The following is an 18,078-nucleotide window of genomic DNA, read 5'->3' as shown; positions in this document are numbered from 1 at the left end:
GGCCGGGGTGCACATGGCAGCCCCGGCCTCGTATTGCGATGAAAAGTCGCGTCTACACTCAGATCAGCGTGAGAGCCTGACGTGCGATTGCCAGCTCCTCGTTGGTAGGAACAACCATGACGGTAACAGAGGAATCATCGGTCGAAATGGTCGTTGCGGCAGAGAAACGCTGGTTGTTCACCTCGTCATTGATGCGCACACCGAAGGGGAGGAGGCGCTCGCAGACCTCGCGACGCAGATCCGCATCGTTCTCGCCAATGCCGGCGGTGAAGGTAATGACATCCAGGCCGCCAAGTTCGGCAGTGTAGGAGCCGATGTACTTGATGATGCGGGTGACGTAGATATCCAGAGCGAGGCGTGCACGGCGTGCGACCTCGGGGTCCTCAGAATCGACCATGTGGCGAACGGCGCGCATATCGTTCTCTCCGGTCAAGCCCTTGAGGCCCGACTGCTTGTTGAAGAGGTCATCGACTTCGTCGGCGCTCCAGCCGGTCTGACGCTGCAGGTGGAAAACGACGGCGGGGTCGATATCGCCGGTGCGGGTTCCCATGACCAAGCCCTCGAGAGGGGTCAGGCCCATCGAGGTGTCGATCGGACGGCCAGCCTTGACCGCGGACACTGATGCGCCATTGCCCAGGTGGAGGACGATCTGGCGCAGAGCATCGTTACCCATGAGGCGAGCAACCTGACCCGAGACGTACTGGTGAGAAGTGCCGTGAGCGCCGTAGCGGCGCACCGCGTACTTTTCGGCGACTTCCTGCTTGAGAGCATAAGTCGCAGTCTCCTCGGGAAGACGCTGGAAGAAAGCGGTATCGAAAACTGCCACGTGAGGGGTGTCGGGCATGAGCTCGCGGGCAACGTCGATGCCCTTGAGGTGCGCGGGGTTGTGCAGGGGAGCCAAGGCGCACAGCTCATCGATCAGGTCACGGACCTCGTCGGTGATCAGTGCCGGTCCGTCGAAGTACTTACCACCCTGAACGATGCGGTGACCAACGGCAACAATGTTGGCCTCGGCAAGAGAAGGGCCAACTTCGTCAAAGAGGCGCAGAACTTCACGCATGCCAACTTCATGGTCGGCAATGGGTTCGTTCACATCGACGACCTTCTCGCCGTACTTGTGCTGGATGTGGCCCTCAGATTCGCCGATGCGCTCAACGAGGCCCTTGGCGATTGCGTCACCATTATCGGGGTTGACAAGCTGGTATTTGATGGAGGAAGAACCAGAGTTAATAACGAGAACGGTGTCGGTCACGACATACCTTCCTTGGGAGTGCTGACGACCCGGGGCAACTCGACGAAGCCGGAGGTCGTCCGCCCGGATTGTTGTGGGCAGTTAACTGAATTTTACTCGCGTCTATTACGCGGACGTGATTCGAGGGTGTGGGATTGTCCCCACACCCTCGAGAGTCGTTAGCCCTGTGCCTGAACGGCTGTCAAGGCGACGGTATTGACAATGTCTTCAACCAACGCACCGCGTGAGAGGTCGTTCACGGGCTTGTTGAGTCCCTGCAAAACCGGGCCAATCGCAACGGCGCCGGAAGAACGTTGAACGGCCTTGTAGCCAATATTTCCAGCGTTGAGCGAGGGGAAGATGAAGACGTTCGCGTGGCCCGCGACGGGGGAGTCGGGCAGCTTGACCGAGGCGACGGCCTCGTCAACGGAAGCGTCGAACTGGATCGGTCCCTCAAGGGCCAGCTCGGGAGCCTTCTCGCGGGCAAGGCGGGTGGCCTCGACAACCGCATCCACGTCGACGCCCGAACCAGAGGTGCCGGTCGAGTAGGAGAGCATGGCAACCTTCGGATCGAGGCCGAACTGACGTGCGGTCGCTGCCGAGGAAATCGCGATATCTGCCAGCTGCTCGGGGGTCGGGTTGGGGTTGACGGCGCAGTCGCCGAATGCCCACACGCGATCCTTCAGCAGCATGAGGAAGACCGAAGAAACGATCGAGACACCGGGAGCGGTCTTAATGATCTGGAAGGAAGGAACGATGGTGTGCGCGGTGGTGTGGATGGCGCCCGATACCATGCCGTCGGCGTCGCCCATGTGGACCATCATCGTGCCGAAGTAGGAAACGTCGCGAACCTTATCGCGAGCCTGCTCAATGGTCACGCCCTTCTTTGCGCGCAGACGTGCAAACTCTTCGGCGTAGCGCTCTGCGTATGCGGGGTCGTCGACGGAAACGACGCTGGCTGCCGAAACATCCAAGCCAAGTTCCGCTGCTCGTGCGTTGATTGCCTGAGCATCGCCGAGCAATACCAGGTCGGCAATTCCGCGCTCAAGAACGATTGCGGCTGCATGCAGGACGCGATCATCTTCGGGTTCGGGCAAGACGATGCGCTTGCGGTTGGAGCGGGCGCGTTCGATGAGGTCTGCCTGGAAAGAAAGGGGAGTGACAACCTGCGGTGCCTCAAGCGCCGAGGCCGCTTCCAGAGTTTGTGCGCTGAAAGGCAGTTCCAGAACGGGCAGTTCCGTCTGAACGTGCGAGGCCATGGCTGCGGGGAGAGCAACTGCGGCCAGGCGGGTTGCGTGCTGGCGTGCGCGGCGCTCAAGAACTTCAATCTCGCGCTGAACGAGCTCGGGCGATGCGCCTTCGGTGTCAAAAGCGGCGATCACGCGCGCATTCGTTGAAGCTGCGACGTCGAGGTTCCAGCCCAAGGTGTCGAAAGTCGACACGGAACCCTCGGGGAGTGCGTCAATGAGGACGGTGTCTTCTGTGTGAGAGCGGATATCTTCCACGACGCGGGGAAGGGCTTGCTCGGGGTTGGAGGTGATGGCCTCGATTGTTGAGGTGCCACCGGCGCTCACCCGTGCCAGCGTTGATGAGGGGACAAGCTTGGCGAAGTCGTCACTGACCTGTGAGGCGGCTTCTGCCTGTGCGGTAATGACGATAAAACGGGCGGTCACGTCTGCTCCTTGCGTGTTGGGTCTAGTCGTGCGGCTGTTTGGTCGGAAACCAAGGAAGCCAACGGGACTATGGTAGTCCTCCCGTGTTCAGTGCGTCGCGCTCATCCCCGGTGACGCGATAGGCTGTGCGTTATGGAAGAGGAATCCTCAGGATCGACAGGTGGAATTGCGACGCTAGCGAGCGTTGCTTTTGTTGTCCTCTCCTGCACGACGATGGCTGTCCTTGCGGTGATGAATCATCCGCACAAAGCGGTTCTCGTGCTAGTGGGAACCATGTTCATCATGGCGGCGATGCGCGCGGTGTGGCCTGGTCGCCCATGGTTTGCTTCACGTCGTCGGTGGGCCGATGTTGGGCTCTATGTCGTTCTTGGAGCGCTTATTTGGTACTTCTCTCCCTACACCGCAACCCTCGGCCTCGGTTAATGTGACCCAGTAAACATTTGTTTCATATTGTGGGCAGTGCTGACTTCTTGTTCTAAACCTGAGACTCTTGCCAAGTCCGTAATCAATCACAAGAGGTTTATGCAATGAGAAAGTTCCTCGAACAAAGCGGCATCCTTTTATGGGTGCTGGCGGCTATTGTTTTGGCTTTGGTCCTCGGCTCCGTCACCGTCGGTGGATCCCACATTATGCCCTCCGCTCTGGGCAATGTGTTCGTCACTTTCTCTACAATTTTTGGCCAGTTCCTCTCCTTCTCTATTCCGCTGATCATCATCGGCCTGGTAACCCCTGCAATCGCAGACCTCGGTAAGGGAGCCGGCCACTGGCTGGGACTCACCGCCGCTCTTGCCTACGCCTCGACGATGTTCGCAGGTTTCTTGACCTACGGCGTGTGTGCGTACTTCTTCCCGAAGGTTCTTGTTGGGCAGCTGACTCAGGTCGAAACTCCGAAGGAAGTTCTCAAGACCTACTTCACCATCGAAATGCCTCCGGTCGTCGGCGTGATGACCGCGCTCTTGCTCTCCTTCGTTATTGGAATTGGCCTGTCCTTGGTGCCTCGGGGCGTTCTGCGTAAGGGCTTCATTGAGTTCCGCGCGATCATCACCCGCTTGATCGAGAACATCATCGTTCCGCTACTTCCCCTGCACATCTTCGGTATCTTCTTGAACCTCACCTACACCGGCGAAGCGGTTCACATTATGCGCACGCTCATCCGCGTCGTCGTGATCGTGCTCATCCTCGAAGTTGTCATTCTGCTCACGCAGTACTTTGTTGCCGGTGCGGTTGGCCGCGTCAACCCCTTCAAGGCCATCTTCACCATGCTCCCGGCGTACTTGACCGCTTTGGGAACCTCGTCCTCGGCAGCAACGATTCCTGTCACCTTGCGCCAGACCCGAAAGAATGGCGTGTCGGATGCTGTCTCTTCGTTCACGATTCCTCTTTGTGCAACGATCCACCTGGCAGGATCGACCTCGAAGATCTTCGCCTTTGCCTTCGCGATCGTCTACACCCAGGGCATGACCGTGACCACTACGCAGTGGGTCGGATTTATCTTCATGCTCGGTATCACCATGGTTGCTGCTCCGGGTGTCCCCGGCGGTGCAATTATGGCGGCAACCGGTATCTTGCAGTCGATGCTGGGCTTCGATGATTCTGCAGTTGCTCTGATGATTGCCACCTACATTGCGCTGGACTCCTTCGGAACTGCAACGAACGTGACCGGTGACGGTGCAATCGCGATCATCATGGATCGCGTCACCGGCGGCAAGTTGGGGCCCGAGGGCGATTCCGAGCACACTCGTGAGCTTGCCTTCGATGGAATGGCATACCTCCACAAGGTTTCTGTCGAGGGCGTTGTGAGCCCCGAAGAGCTGGCAGAGTCTGCTGCTCTGAACGGCACGACCATCACCGAGAGCGGTCGTTCCTGAACAATTTCTCACCGCGAATTTAAGGTGGATGCAACGGCGTGCATTAAGCAATAGACTTAATGCACGCCGTTCACTGTTGATCACTGTGGGAATGGAGCATGACTGTGGAGCAAGTCGCCTTCGATAGCACGTCAGAACCGATAAAGATCGGTGTCCTTACCTCTGGTGGGGATGCACAGGGAATGAATGCCGCGGTTCGCGCAGTCGTTCGCACCTCTCTTGCCCGAGGCGCTCGCCCCTTTGCGATCCTCGACGGTTGGTCGGGCGCAGTGAAAGGTGGCGATAGCATTCGCCCCATGACCTGGACCGATGCCTCGGGAATTCTTGCACAGGGCGGAACGGTCATCGGTACCGCTCGTTGCCCAGAATTTCGCGAGTACGAAGGCCGCCACGCAGCGGCACTGCACCTGATCGAACAGGGGATCGACCGCCTCGTCGTCATTGGCGGCGATGGATCGCTGTCGGGAACCGAAGAATTCCGCACGGAATGGGCCCAGCACCTCAGCGAGCTGGTCAATGAAGGCCAGATCAGCGCTGAACAAGCGAAAGCGCACGAACGCCTCTACATCGTCGGACTGGTTGGTTCCATCGATAACGATATGGTCGGCACCGACATGACGATCGGCGCGGACACTGCACTGCACCGAATCGTTGACGCAATCGACCAGATCTCTTCAACCGCGGCCTCGCACCAGCGCACCTTCATTGTCGAGGTCATGGGACGTCACTGCGGGTACCTTCCCTTGATGTCTGCGGTCGCAGGCGGCGCAGACTATGTCTTCACTCCTGAAGACCCGGCTCGCGACGGCTGGGAAGACGAGATGGTCAACCTGCTCAAGGAAGGGCGCGCTGCAGGGCGACGCGAATCGATCATCATCGTCGCCGAAGGAGCAATGGATCGCACGGGAAATCCCATTACTTCCCAAGACATTGCCGATGCTTTCAAGGAACGTACCGGCGAAGATGCGCGAATCACCATCTTGGGTCACGTTCAACGAGGCGGTACCCCCTCTGCCTATGACCGCTGGATGTCGACCTTGCTTGGCTACGCTGCGGTTCAAGAAATCCTTAATCCCGCAGATCCTGATGTTGCCTCGATTCTGGGCGTGCGGCACAACCGCGTGACCCGCATTCCGCTCATGGAAGCGGTTCATGAAACTCGCGGCGTTAAAGACCTCATCAAAGCTGGGGATTTCCAGGCAGCGCAGGCTGCTCGAGGTCGTTCCTTCACTGTGATGGTGGGGATCAACCAGCTTCTGGCGACACCTCCTCATCTCGCGGACAATCCCCCGAAGGAACGCGGCAAGCGTGTCGCTATTCTGCACGCCGGTGGCCTCGCGCCGGGCATGAACACCGCGGCACGCGCAGCGGTCAGGCTCGGCATTGCCAAGGGATGGACGATGCTCGGAGTTGACGGCTCATGGGCCGGCTTGGCAGATAATCAAGTGCGTGAATTGACGTGGGAAGACGTTGAAGGTTGGGCTTTCCAAGGCGGTGCTGAACTGGGCACTCGTCGCCCGATTCCCCCCGTCAATGAATACTACGCACTGGGCCGCGCGATCGAGCGCAATGAGATTGATGCGCTCTTGGTCGTCGGAGGCCTGAACGCTTACCTTGCCGTCAAGGAAATGACGACCGAATTGGATCGCTACCCGGCGTTCCGCATCCCGATCGTTCTGGTTCCGGCCTCGATCGATAACAACCTCCCCGGTGCGGAACTGGCAATCGGTACCGATACTGCGCTCAACAACGCGGTGTGGGCGCTCGATCGGATCAAGGAAAGCGCCGCGGCCTCGAAGCGGTGTTTCGTAGCGGAACTCATGGGGCGCCGCTGCGGATACCTAACCCTCATGGCGGGCATCGCCTCGGGCGCGGAATACGCCTACTTGAATGAAGAAAACACGACTCTGGCTGAAATTGACCAGGACGCACATCGCATGCACCAGACCTTCGAAAACGGGCGTCGACTTTTCCTTGTCGTCGTCAACGAAGAGGCCGATGCGCACTATAACCGCGAATTCCTCGCTAACGTTTTCGAGGCCGAAAGTGGAGGTCTCTATGATGTGCGTTCCTCCGCGCTGGGCCATCTCCAGCAGGGCGGAACTCCAACTCCCTATGATCGTCTTCTTGCGACTCGCCTGGTCAATGCTGCTCTTAACGAATGCGCAGACCAGTTTGCCGAGGGGCGAGCACAAGCCGTCTACGTAGGCGATATGGGGAATGCAATTCAGGTGCGTCCTGTTGAGCACATGTTCGATGACCTCGACTTTGCAAACCGGCGCCCCTTCAACCAATGGTGGCGCGATCTTCGCCCGATTCTGGCTGCAGTATCGGTGCAAGCCCCGCCGCGTGAACTACAGCCAGTGACTATTATTCAGGCTGAGGGCTTTGGCCACTGAGCGGGAATACCGGAACTTTCGATAATCAGGAGAATGCACGATGAGCGCAATTGACCCGACGACGACCCCTGCCTGGGCGCAACTGGACGAACACGCGGAGGTCTTTAACCCTGACCTGCGCGCATGGTTCCAAGACGATCCGCAGCGCGCCCAAAAGTGGACGCTGAATGTGGCGGACCTGCATGTCGATCTGTCCAAGAACCTGATCGATGACGCGACTTTGGAACAGCTTCTTGCGCTGGCCGATCAAACCGAGGTCTTCGCTCTTCGTGACGCGATGCTGCGAGGCGATCGCATCAACGTGACCGAAAACCGTTCCGTCCTCCACACGGCATTGCGCCGCGCAGCGGGTGAGGAACTCATCGTCGATGGGCGCAATGTTGTCGCCGATGTTCGCGAGGTTTTGGAGCGTGTCTATTCTTTCGCAAACCGCGTCCGCTCGGGTGAATGGGTTGGTGTGACCGGCAAGCCCGTGAAGACCGTGGTCAACGTGGGAATTGGCGGCTCTGATCTGGGTCCCGTCATGGCCTACGAAGCCCTTAAGCCCTACGTCCAAGAGGGCTTGGAGTGCCGTTTCATCTCCAATATTGATCCGACCGACGTGGGTGAGACCACCAAGGATCTGGACCCCGAAACCACTCTGGTGATCGTCGCCTCGAAGACCTTCACCACCCTGGAAACCATCACCAACGCACACGCCGTGCGCGACTGGTTCTTGAGCTCCCTGCGTGCCAAGGGGATCATTAACAATGATCCCGAGCAGGAGAAGGATGCCATCTCCAAGCACTTTGTCGCCGTTTCAACGGCTCTGGACAAGGTTGCGGAATTTGGTATCGACCCGGCGAATGCTTTCGGATTCTGGAGCTGGGTTGGCGGACGCTACTCGGTAGATTCTGCAATCGGCACCTCGCTTGCAATCGCCATCGGTCCCGAGCATTTCGAAGAATTCCTCGGCGGAATGCGCGCAATCGATCAGCACTTCGCCTCGGCAGCGCCGAAGGAAAATCTCCCGCTGATCATGGGCCTGCTCAACGTCTGGTACTCGAACTTCTTGGGTGCTGATACCCACGCAGTGCTTCCGTATTCGCAGTACCTGCACCGTTTCCCCGCCTACCTCCAGCAGCTCACCATGGAGTCCAACGGTAAGTCCGTGCGCCGCGATGGCTCTCCGGTCTTCTACGACACCGGTGAGGTTTTCTGGGGAGAACCTGGCACCAACGGTCAGCATGCCTTCTACCAGCTGATTCACCAGGGAACCCGTATGGTTCCGGCAGACTTCATCGCCTTTGCCCGCCCGACTTGGCCGATCCGCGACGGCGAAGCTGATATGCACGAGCTGTTCTTGTCGAACTTCTTTGCTCAGACTAAGGCGCTGGCTTTCGGAAAGACCGCAGAAGAGGTTCGCGCCGAAGGAACCGCAGAAGAGTTGGTGTCCGCCCGAGTCTTTACCGGTAACCGTCCGACGACCTCGATTATGGCGCCCGCGCTGACCCCCGCTGTCCTCGGCCAGCTCATCGCCCTCTACGAGCACATCACTTTCGTTGAAGGCGCTGTCTGGGGACTGGATTCCTTCGACCAGTGGGGCGTGGAACTGGGCAAGGTTCTCGCCAAGCAGATCCTCCCCGCAATCGAGGGCGACCAGAGCGTTTTGGCCCAGCAGGATTCCTCCACTCGCGAGCTCATCGAGTTCTACCGTGCGAATCGCTAAGGGATAGCCGCAGGCTTGTGCGGGTCGTAGTCATTGCCGAGGCAGTGGCTGCGGCCCGCTTTTTTCTTGCCTGGGGTGGGGCTTAGGAATCCTTAGACGCTTCCTGCCCTCTGTAAAGGAAAGGTCCTTCAGTGGCGGAGGTGTTCGTGCTGCGCGTGCGAAATCGATTCAACTTGGAAGGTCGAATGAGCGATTTCGACAGGGAAATGGTGCATTGCGCACTCGTTCAGAGAGTGAATAATCTGGTCGCGCTGGCCGGCGGTAACCGCCTCGGAAACCTCAATATGTGCGGTAACGGTCACCAGGTTTGAAGCTACCGAGCTCACGTGAAGATCGTGAACATCCTCGACCAAGGGTATTGACAGCATGTGCTGACGGACCTGTTCAAGATCAATCTCTGCGGGCACTTCTTCCATCAAAATCCGCAGGGTTCGAAGCAATAACATGCACGCACGCGGAGCCATCAAGAGTGCGATGAAAATCGAGGCTAGTGCATCCGCGCGACTCCATCCGCCAATTAATTCAACAGTTGCAGCAATGATGACTGCAAAAGAACCCAAAGCGTCGTTTGCCACTTCAAGAACGGCTGCGCGCATATTGAGCGATGCGTGGCGCCCACCGATCAACACCATCAGCGAGAGCGCATTCGCGACCAAGCCCAAAACCCCGACCCACAGCATGGGCGCTGCGTGGACCTCAACGGGGGAGACCAGACGCTGGATGCCTTCAATGGCAACCAAAAGACTGATGATAACCAACATGCCTGCTTGGAAGGCTGCAGCAAGAACTTCCGAACGTGCCCATCCCCACGTCCGTCGATTATCACGAGGGCGCATGGCCAGGCTCGCAGCGATGAATGCAATGATCAATCCCGCAGAGTCAACCGCCATGTGTCCGGCATCAGCGGCAAGAGACAAAGAAGATGTGAAGAAAGCAGCAACAAGTTCTGTGAGGAAAATCGTTGCTGTGATTGCTAGTGCGATCGCAAGCCTTTTCCGAGAAGCACTGTGGCCGTGTGAGTGATCATGTCCATGCGAATGATCATGACCGTGGGAATGCGTGTGTTCGTGGCGGCTCGCTGATACTTTTTCCGCAGTATCTTCGCAGGCATTCTCGCTCTGCCCAGCGCAGCACCTCGACTCTGAGTGTGATTCCTGAGGGCTTGGCGTCAGTGGGGATTCGGACATAGTGAATAGCATAGTGCCCTGTCTTCGGCGAAGACAGGGCACTGAGAGCGAACAGTCCTGTTGATCAGAGTGTCAACATGACCTTCGTCGCGCGACGTTCATCCATGGCAGCGTAGCCCTCGGCTGCCCGCTCAAGAGGCAGAACCAGATCGAAGACAGCGCCCGGGTTGATCTCGCCGCGGTAGATCAGGTCGATCATCGTGGGTAGGTACTTGTGCACGGCCGCAGGTCCGCCAAACGTGTGGACCTCGGCAAAGAACATGCGGTCCATGTCCAGTGAGACGCCGTGGGGAACGCCCACGAAGGACAGGTGACCACCGGGACGCACGCAGCCGAGCGCCTGATCGAAGGATGCCTCGTTGCCGACCGCCTCGACGACGCCGTCTGCGCCAAGGCCGTCGGTCAGTTCCTTGATGCCGGCGATGCCCTCCTCGCCGCGCTCTTCTACGATGTCCGTCGCGCCGAACTGACGGGCCAGCGCCTGGCGATCCGCGTGACGCGACATCGCGATGATGCGCGAGGCGCCCAGCTGCTTCGCACCGATGATCGCGCCGAGGCCCACGGCCCCGTCGCCCACGACGACGATCGTCTTCCCGGGAGCTGCCCCGGCCTCGTCAGCGGCGAACCAGCCGGTGCCGAGGACGTCGGAGGCGGCAAGGAGGGAGGGAATCTGCTCCTCTGTTGGCATCGCAGGGGTCTTCACCAGAGTGCCATCCGCGAGGGCCACGCGTGCGTATTCGGCTTGGGTACCGCCGGCGCGCATGGCACTCCTTGGGTAGAAGAATTTATTCCCATAAAGCTAGTCCGTAAATAGCTGAGGCTGCAGTTGATAGAGCGCGATTTCACTGAAGGCAAAGAATGCTTTCCCAGCCCGCTGATTCGTAAGCAAGTACACTGAAGCCCATGGCTTTCACTGTTACCAGCGTTAATGTCAATGGAATCCGTGCCGCACACCGCAAGGGTATGATGGAGTGGCTCGACGCCAACCCCTGCGATGTTCTTCTTCTCCAAGAAGTCCGTGCGGATGAAGAAATCGCCACCGAACTACTGGGCGATTCATGGGAAAGCATCATTCTTCCCTGCCGAATTAAGGGACGTGCTGGCGTTGCAGTTGCAGTGCGCAAGGATAGCGCTCACATCAGTGGAGAACCGCGCCTTTTCCTGGATGACCAGGAAACCGATGTTGATTCTGGACGCTGGCTAGAAGTGGTGGTTGAAACCAAGGCGGGGCGCGTTCGCGTCGTTTCCGCCTACTTCCACTCGGGTGAAAAAGACACTCCCAAGCAGGACGCGAAGATGGCGCATCTTCCGCGTATTGGCCGCCGCATGGGAGAACTCTTTGCCGAGGCCGCGCAGGGGCAAACGGGCGTCCTCGGGACCGTCGTTGCTGGGGATTTCAACATTGTTCGCAGCCGCTCCGATATTAAGAATTGGACCTCGAACCACAACAAGCGCGCGGGTGTGCTCGATGAGGAAATCGCATTCCTGGATCAGTGGCTCGACGCTGGATGGCATGACGTCATGCGTGATCTTGCCGGTGATGTTCAGGGGCCCTACACCTGGTGGTCCCAGCGCGGCCAAGCTTTTACCAATGACACGGGTTGGCGCATCGATTACCAGTTTGCGACTCCCGCGCTTGCGGAGAAGGCAACCTCTTTCGCGATTGGTCGCGCGGCCTCGTACGAGGAACGCTGGAGCGACCACGCACCGCTGTCGGTGAGCTACGAACTCTAAATACTCAGGCGCTTTCGAAATCAAAAAGCGCCATGGAGGAGTAGACGCCGTTCTCGTCCACGCGGTCTAAGCGGAATCCGGGAACCATCCACGAGGCCTCGTAAGAGCCGATGCTCATCGCGCGGTCCAGCGCCTCATCGGACACACCCTGCGCAAGGGTTACGTGTGCGTGATAGGGGAATCGAGCCTCGGCGTACAAGGGACCGGAGCGGATATCCTCCGCCAAGAAGGTGCACTCGCGCGCGCCCTCGGCAAGAGAAAGATAGACAACCGGTGAAACCGGGCGGAAAGTTCCCGTCTCACCCAAAGTCACTCGGAAAGGCGTGTAGCGCTGCGCAACCGTGCGCAGGTGCTCGATCACGTCCTCGCGGCGGTCCTTATCCACTGCTGTTGGTGGAAGAATCGTGATGTGGGCGGGCACTTTTGTTCCCTGCTCATCGCCCAAACCGACGCGAATATCCGTCAGCGCGCTCACCCAGGGTTCAGGTATCGCAACGACAACGCCGAGCCATTCTTGGCCCGGTAAACGCTGAGGGAGATACATGAAACTACCTGAAATGGGGAATACGAACTCGCCCATGGTACATGGGGAGACCGGCGTCGAGCACATCGAGTCCACAAGCATATCGGCGTAAGGAAGATGCCCAATGCGCTACGCTGAAGACACTGTATTGATCGATTCACCCAAGGAAGTGTGCACGTGGATCTGTCCTGGTCAGCCGCTCTGAGCGCCCAAGAAGGACGCAAACTCGCCGGCGAACTTTTTGAAGAAACTTTCGGCTACCAGCCGCTCGATGTATGGTCGGCACCCGGGCGCGTCAATGTTATTGGCGAGCACGTCGACTACAACGGGGGCCCCTGTCTTCCCATCGCACTCCCGCATCGAGCCTTCATCGCCTACGCCCCCCGCGAAGATCGTCTTTTGCGCTTAGTTTCGCCTCAGACTCGCGAGGCCGTCGATGAGCTGGACCTCGACAAGGTTGCGCCGCGTGGCTGCGAGGGCGAAGTTATTGGCTGGGCCTCGTATCTTTCCGGCGTTGCGTGGGCGCTTGAGAAGGCCGGTTATGGGCCGATTCGCGGCTTTGACGCTGCACTCTACTCCTGCGTTCCCCGCGGTGGTGGGCTTTCTTCCTCTGCTGCCCTTGAATGCGCAATGGCCGTCGCCATTGACGAGGCCGAAGACCTAGGCTTGGCCGGCCCGCTGAGTGCGCCCAGCGATAAGGGGCGAGCAATCCTCGTTGAGTGTGCGCGCCGCGCAGAAAACGAGATTGCGGGAGCAAACACCGGGGGACTGGACCAGACCGCGTCGCTGCGTTGCGAAGAAGGCCACGCCCTTGCATTGGATTGCCGCGATATGAGCGTCGAACACATCCCCTTCGATCTCGAATCTCAGGGGCTTGCGCTGCTCGTTATCGATACGCGGGCTGCGCACTCCTTGGCGGATGGACAGTACGGACAACGCCGCGCTGATTGCGAAGAGGCCGCCCGACTCCTGGGCGTGGAACAGCTCGTTGAGGTCGAAGACCTGCAAGGTGCCAGCGAGGCTTTGGAAGATGAGAGGCTCCGTAAGCGTATGCGTCACGTTGTCTCTGAAATTGCGCGCACTCGCGCGTTGATTGACCTCCTCAAGGAAGGCCCACTGGAAGGCTCGCGTGTCCAGGTCGTCGGTGCGCTCATGAATGATTCGCATGATTCTCTGCGCGATGATTACGAGGTGTCGTGCACGGAACTTGATGTCGCTGTGGACGCTGCGCGCGGCGCGGGTGCCTATGGTGCGCGAATGACAGGTGGGGGATTCGGAGGCAGTGCCATCGCCCTGGTTGATCGCGAGCGTGTGGAGGAAACCGCGCAGGCGGTTGCGCGCGCATTCGCTGATCATGAGTTGGGGGAGCCGGCGTTCATTGTTGCCGTTCCTTCTGCTCCCGCCGGCAAACTCTGAAGTACTCTCAACGCATAACTTCACAGGTGTGCCACCTTCTTCCTGGACGCAGATGCGGGGAGGGGGTGGCACAATCGTTCTATGACTTCAACGGATCCTTGGATGGTTGTGGGCCTGGGTAACCCGGGCGCACAGTACGCGAATACCCGTCACAATGTCGGGCACATGCTCGTGGATCTGCTCGCAGCCAATGCGGGAGTACAGCTTGTCGCCCATCGTTCAGGGACCCACTGTGCTGATATCCGACTGGGAATGCTTCCCGGGGGCGTTCCTGGACCGCGAGTGATTCTGGCAATCAGCGATTCCTACATGAACACTTCTGGAGGTCCCATTGGACGCCTCGCGAAGTTCATGAATGTCGCGCCTTCGCGTCTCTTGGTCGTTCACGATGATCTTGACCTTCCTGAAGGTACTCTGCGCTTGAAGACCGGGGGCGGAGAAGGCGGCCACAACGGTCTCAAATCAATCTCCCAGGTCCTGGGCACACGTGACTACAACAGGCTACGAATCGGAATTGGTCGCCCACCGGGGCGTATGAATCCCGCTGATTACGTGCTTGCGCGAATGAATCAAAACCAACTGACCGAGCTCGCAGTGACCATCGCCCAAGCAGGAGACGTTGTCGAAGATATCGTCACCACAAGTTTCAGTGAGGCGCAGCAGCGCTTGCACACGCAACAGGGAGCCTAAGTGCCGCAGTTTTCCTCTCTTCTCCCATCATTCGAAGGCGACGCAGCACTATCGCAGGTGCTCGAATCCGTTGACCAGGGGATCTCTGGTTGTGCAGTTGCTCCCGCTGGCGCGCGTATTCCCCTCATTGCATCGATGGCTGCTCGCCGAGGTGGAACAACCTATGTCGTGACCCCAACCGGGCGCGAGGCCGAAGAAACGGCGCTCGCCCTGCGCGCGTGGATCGACGAAGTCGAGGTCTTTCCTTCGTGGGAGACACTGCCGCATGAACGCCTCTCACCTCAAGCAGACACCATGGCTCAACGCATCGCGGTGTTGCGGCGCCTTGTTCACCCGCAATCGGGCGATGAACACGCGGGAGGTCTCAATGTTGTTGTGATTCCCGTTCGAGCGCTCATGCAGCCCATCATTCATGGGATTGCTGATCGTGCCCCCGTGCGCGTGAAGTCCGGGGATATCGTTGACCTCCCGCACTTGGCTCAAGACCTTGAAAACCTGGGCTACGAGCGTGTCGATATGGTCGAGCGGCGCGGACAATTTTCGGTTCGTGGTGGCATTCTTGATCTATTTCCCCCTCAAGAAGCGCACCCTTTGCGCATCGAATTATGGGGAGACGAAGTCGATGAAATCCGAGCCTTCTCCGTATCTGATCAGCGAACTTTGGGGGTTGTGGAGTCCGGTGTGTGGGCGGTTGCCTGCCGGGAGCTACTGCTGACCCCACAGGTTCGTGCCAAGGCCCGAAATGAAATAGACCAGCTTCCCGGCGCAGCCGAAATCCTGGAATTGGCATCGCAGGGAATCGCGGCTCCCGGCCTCGAATCTCTCGCTCCAATCTTGGTCGGGGGAATGGATTCTTTCCTCGATCTCATTCCTGCTGGCGGGCTCTTTGTTGCCGTTGACCCCGAGCGCATTCGTGCTCGCGGGGCGGACCTGGTTGCAACCACAGAGGAATTTCTCGCCGCGGCCTGGTCTCAGGCTGCCGGTGGGGGAGCAGTGCCCCTTGAAGCAGGCCAGGCCTCGTTCATCCCATTGGAAGAAATCTGGGGAGCGCAGGGGCGTCCTTGGTGGGACCTGACGGCTCTTCCTCCCGCGCAACTTGCTCAGGCAATCGCTGAACAGGGTGGAAGCCTCGCGAAGAATGAAGACGAAGAGGCGCAAACCTCGGGAGCGCTCCTGAAGAAAGAAGCACACTCCGTCGTTGTTTCAGACGAACTGGTTGCTCTGGGTGCGCGGGACGTGCGCCCCTATCGAGGCGATTATGCGCGTGCTCTCGACGATATCCGGACTCTGCTCCGGGCAGGATGGACGCTCATTCTTGCGGCTGAAGGAGAAGGCCCTGCCCGTCGTTTGAACTCCATTGCGACGGATGCGGGAATCGGAAGTCGCATCGTTGAAGAGTGCGATCCTTCGCAGGACCCTTCGGTGCTCTACGTTGTCTCAGCTCCGCGAACTCGCGGTTTTGTTGCGCCCGAACTCAAACTTGCGATCATCTCCGAATCGGACCTATCCGGGCGCGTGGGTGCAACAACCCGAGATATGCGGAAAATGCCCTCGCGCAGGCGTAAAGGAGTCGATCCCCTCACGCTTCATCCGGGGGATTACATCGTTCACGATCAGCACGGAATTGGGCGATTCATTGAGCTTGTCTCCCGCACTGTTGGACGCGGGGAAGGACAGGTTACTCGCGACTATTTGGTCTTGGAATACGCGCCCTCAAAGCGTGGCCAGCCCGGTGATCGACTTTTCATCCCAACCGACAGCTTGGATCAGATCTCGAAGTACACGGGTTCCGATCAGCCCGCACTGACCAAGATGGGCGGCGCCGACTGGGAGAAAACCAAAGCAAAAGCCCGCAAAGCCGTCAAAGAAATCGCGCAGGAACTCATTCGCCTCTACGCGGTGCGTCAAGCAACGAAGGGACACGCTTTCGGTCCGGACACCCCGTGGCAACGCGAGTTGGAAGATTCCTTCCCCTACGTGGAAACACCCGACCAACTCGTCACTATCGACGAAGTGAAAGCCGACATGGAAAAGCCCATGCCCATGGATCGCCTTCTCACGGGCGACGTGGGCTATGGGAAAACCGAGATCGCAGTCCGCGCGGCCTTCAAAGCAATCCAGGACGGCAAACAGGTCGCCGTCTTGGTTCCAACGACGCTTCTCGTCCAGCAGCATGCCGAAACTTTCGCGGAACGTTACGCGGGATTCCCCGTCACCATCGGCACGCTCTCGCGCTTCTCGACGCCCAAGGAAGCGGAAAAGGTCAAGGAAGGCTTGGCCTCGGGAGGAGTGGACCTGGTCATTGGTACCCACTCGCTGCTCTCCGGTGCCATTACCTTCAAGGATCTGGGCCTAGTCATCATCGACGAGGAACAGCGTTTCGGTGTCGAGCACAAGGAAACACTCAAAGCCCTGCGAGCCGATGTGGACGTCCTTTCAATGTCCGCAACGCCCATCCCCAGGACCTTGGAAATGGCAGTTTCGGGTATTCGCGAGATGTCGATTCTTCAGACCCCGCCCGAAGAACGCCAGCCCGTCCTCACTTTCGTCGGAGCACACACCGACGCGCAGGTCAGCGCAGCCATTCGACGCGAGCTTTTGCGCGACGGTCAGGTCTTCTACGTGCACAACCGCGTGGACTCCATCGCCTCGGTCGCCGCGCATATCCAAGAACTTGTTCCCGAGGCGCGGATCAGAGTTGCCCACGGAAAGCTCAACGAGCACCAATTGGAAAGCGTCATCGTTGATTTCTGGAACCATGATTTCGACGTTCTGGTGTGTACTACCATCGTGGAAACCGGCCTCGATATCTCCAACGCGAATACTCTGATTGTTGATCGTGCGGATACTTTCGGCTTGTCCCAATTGCACCAGCTGCGTGGTCGCGTGGGCCGAGGCCGTGAACGTGCGTACGCGTACTTTTTCTACCCCTCTGACCGCCCTCTTTCAGAGATGGCACACGAGCGCCTACAGACGATCGCCCAGAACGCTGATCTGGGTGCGGGACTTGCGGTTGCCCAGCGAGATTTGGAAATCCGAGGCGCTGGTAACCTCTTGGGCGGCGCGCAGTCGGGACACATCGAGGGCGTGGGCTTCGACCTCTACGTCCGAATGGTCGCAGACGCGGTCGCTGCCTTTAAGGGGCAACGAAAGGAAGAAAAGAAGGATCTGCGTCTGGACATTACCGTCGATGCACACATCCCAGAGGGCTACATCTCCGCTGAACGCCTACGCCTTGAGGTCTACGGCAAGATCGCGGCGGTTGAAACCAGCGAGCAGGAAAAAGATCTGCGCGAGGAGCTGGCTGACCGCTACGGTCCTATTCCCCAGCAGGTTGACTTGCTCTTTGAGATTGCTCGTCTTCGTTCGCTCCTGCGTCGCATGGGTATTGATGAGCTTGCAACGCAGGGAAAGTACTTGCGGATTCACCCCATCGAATTGAAAGAATCTCAGGCGATGAGGCTCAAGCGCCTGTACCCGGGATGCGTCGTGAAAGCTGCCGTTCGTCAGTTGCTCGTTCCTCTGCCGATGACGGCGCGTATCGGTGGTGTCCCCTTGACGGATCGTGCACTCATCGACTGGATCGAAAACCTGATGACGAAGGTACTCAACCCACCGCAGGCGTCTCAGGCCTAATCAGAGCGCTACA

12 protein-coding genes and 1 pseudogene are annotated in these 18,078 nt (G+C 58.8%); 8 read left to right on the top strand and 5 right to left on the bottom strand.

What is annotated here, in order from left to right:
* Nucleotides 1–58: 58 nt before the first annotated feature.
* Together ACWNMW_RS02130 and pta are read right to left on the bottom strand one after the other, a co-directional pair.
* On the bottom strand, nt 59–1,252 hold the full coding sequence (locus tag ACWNMW_RS02130; RefSeq protein ID WP_034502094.1) for an acetate/propionate family kinase: 1,194 nt from the start codon (nt 1,250–1,252) through the stop codon (nt 59–61).
* A 158-nt stretch (nt 1,253–1,410) separates the two neighbouring features.
* The gene (pta, locus tag ACWNMW_RS02125; protein WP_449489883.1) at nt 1,411–2,904 is read right to left on the bottom strand and encodes a phosphate acetyltransferase; all 1,494 of its coding nucleotides are present in this window, start codon (nt 2,902–2,904) and stop codon (nt 1,411–1,413) included.
* Nucleotides 2,905–3,036: 132 nt separating this feature from the next.
* Here pta and ACWNMW_RS02120 point away from each other — a divergent pair, with 132 nt between their 5' ends.
* The 4 genes from ACWNMW_RS02120 (at nt 3,037) to pgi (ending at nt 8,879) form a co-directional block, all read left to right on the top strand.
* Nucleotides 3,037–3,327, top strand: coding sequence for a DUF3017 domain-containing protein (locus tag ACWNMW_RS02120; RefSeq protein WP_034502089.1), 291 nt, complete (start codon nt 3,037–3,039; stop codon nt 3,325–3,327).
* A 104-nt stretch (nt 3,328–3,431) separates the two neighbouring features.
* Nucleotides 3,432–4,772, top strand: a complete 1,341-nt coding sequence (locus ACWNMW_RS02115; protein ID WP_034502087.1) for a dicarboxylate/amino acid:cation symporter — start codon at nt 3,432–3,434, stop codon at nt 4,770–4,772.
* A gap of 98 nt (nt 4,773–4,870) precedes the next feature.
* Complete coding sequence (locus ACWNMW_RS02110; protein ID WP_449489882.1) at nt 4,871–7,171, top strand: 6-phosphofructokinase; 2,301 nt, start codon at nt 4,871–4,873, stop codon at nt 7,169–7,171.
* A gap of 40 nt (nt 7,172–7,211) precedes the next feature.
* On the top strand, nt 7,212–8,879 hold the full coding sequence (gene pgi / locus ACWNMW_RS02105) for a glucose-6-phosphate isomerase (protein ID WP_449489881.1): 1,668 nt from the start codon (nt 7,212–7,214) through the stop codon (nt 8,877–8,879).
* A 128-nt stretch (nt 8,880–9,007) separates the two neighbouring features.
* Here pgi and ACWNMW_RS02100 read toward each other — a convergent pair whose 3' ends face one another.
* Together ACWNMW_RS02100 and ACWNMW_RS02095 are read right to left on the bottom strand one after the other, a co-directional pair.
* Complete coding sequence (locus ACWNMW_RS02100) at nt 9,008–10,066, bottom strand: cation diffusion facilitator family transporter (protein WP_449489880.1); 1,059 nt, start codon at nt 10,064–10,066, stop codon at nt 9,008–9,010.
* 64 nt (nt 10,067–10,130) lie between these two features.
* Nucleotides 10,131–10,829, bottom strand: a pseudogene (locus ACWNMW_RS02095) (zinc-binding dehydrogenase); the annotation flags it as partial.
* Between the two features lie 140 nt (nt 10,830–10,969).
* On the opposite strand from ACWNMW_RS02095, the gene ACWNMW_RS02090 reads away from it, so the two are divergent.
* Complete coding sequence (locus ACWNMW_RS02090) at nt 10,970–11,800, top strand: exodeoxyribonuclease III (protein WP_449489879.1); 831 nt, start codon at nt 10,970–10,972, stop codon at nt 11,798–11,800.
* Between the two features lie 4 nt (nt 11,801–11,804).
* Here ACWNMW_RS02090 and ACWNMW_RS02085 read toward each other — a convergent pair whose 3' ends face one another.
* Nucleotides 11,805–12,344 (bottom strand): 2'-5' RNA ligase family protein, encoded by a 540-nt coding sequence (locus tag ACWNMW_RS02085; RefSeq protein ID WP_072457862.1) that lies wholly within the window; start codon nt 12,342–12,344, stop codon nt 11,805–11,807.
* A 156-nt stretch (nt 12,345–12,500) separates the two neighbouring features.
* Here ACWNMW_RS02085 and galK point away from each other — a divergent pair, with 156 nt between their 5' ends.
* The 3 genes from galK (at nt 12,501) to mfd (ending at nt 18,065) form a co-directional block, all read left to right on the top strand.
* Nucleotides 12,501–13,739: a galactokinase gene (gene galK, locus ACWNMW_RS02080; RefSeq protein ID WP_449489878.1), complete on the top strand. Its 1,239-nt coding sequence runs from the start codon at nt 12,501–12,503 to the stop codon at nt 13,737–13,739.
* 81 nt (nt 13,740–13,820) lie between these two features.
* The gene (pth, locus tag ACWNMW_RS02075; protein ID WP_295894522.1) at nt 13,821–14,429 is read left to right on the top strand and encodes an aminoacyl-tRNA hydrolase; all 609 of its coding nucleotides are present in this window, start codon (nt 13,821–13,823) and stop codon (nt 14,427–14,429) included.
* Nucleotides 14,430–18,065 carry a transcription-repair coupling factor gene (mfd, locus tag ACWNMW_RS02070; RefSeq protein WP_449489877.1) on the top strand — a complete coding sequence of 1,212 codons (3,636 nt, stop codon included), beginning with the start codon at nt 14,430–14,432 and terminating at the stop codon, nt 18,063–18,065.
* The last annotated feature ends 13 nt before the right edge of the window (nt 18,066–18,078 follow it).

It is taken from the genome of Actinomyces sp. Marseille-QA0893, from assembly GCF_976954355.1.
The sequence above is the reverse complement of the archived record's forward strand: the minus strand, read 5'-3'. Positions and strand labels throughout refer to the sequence as shown.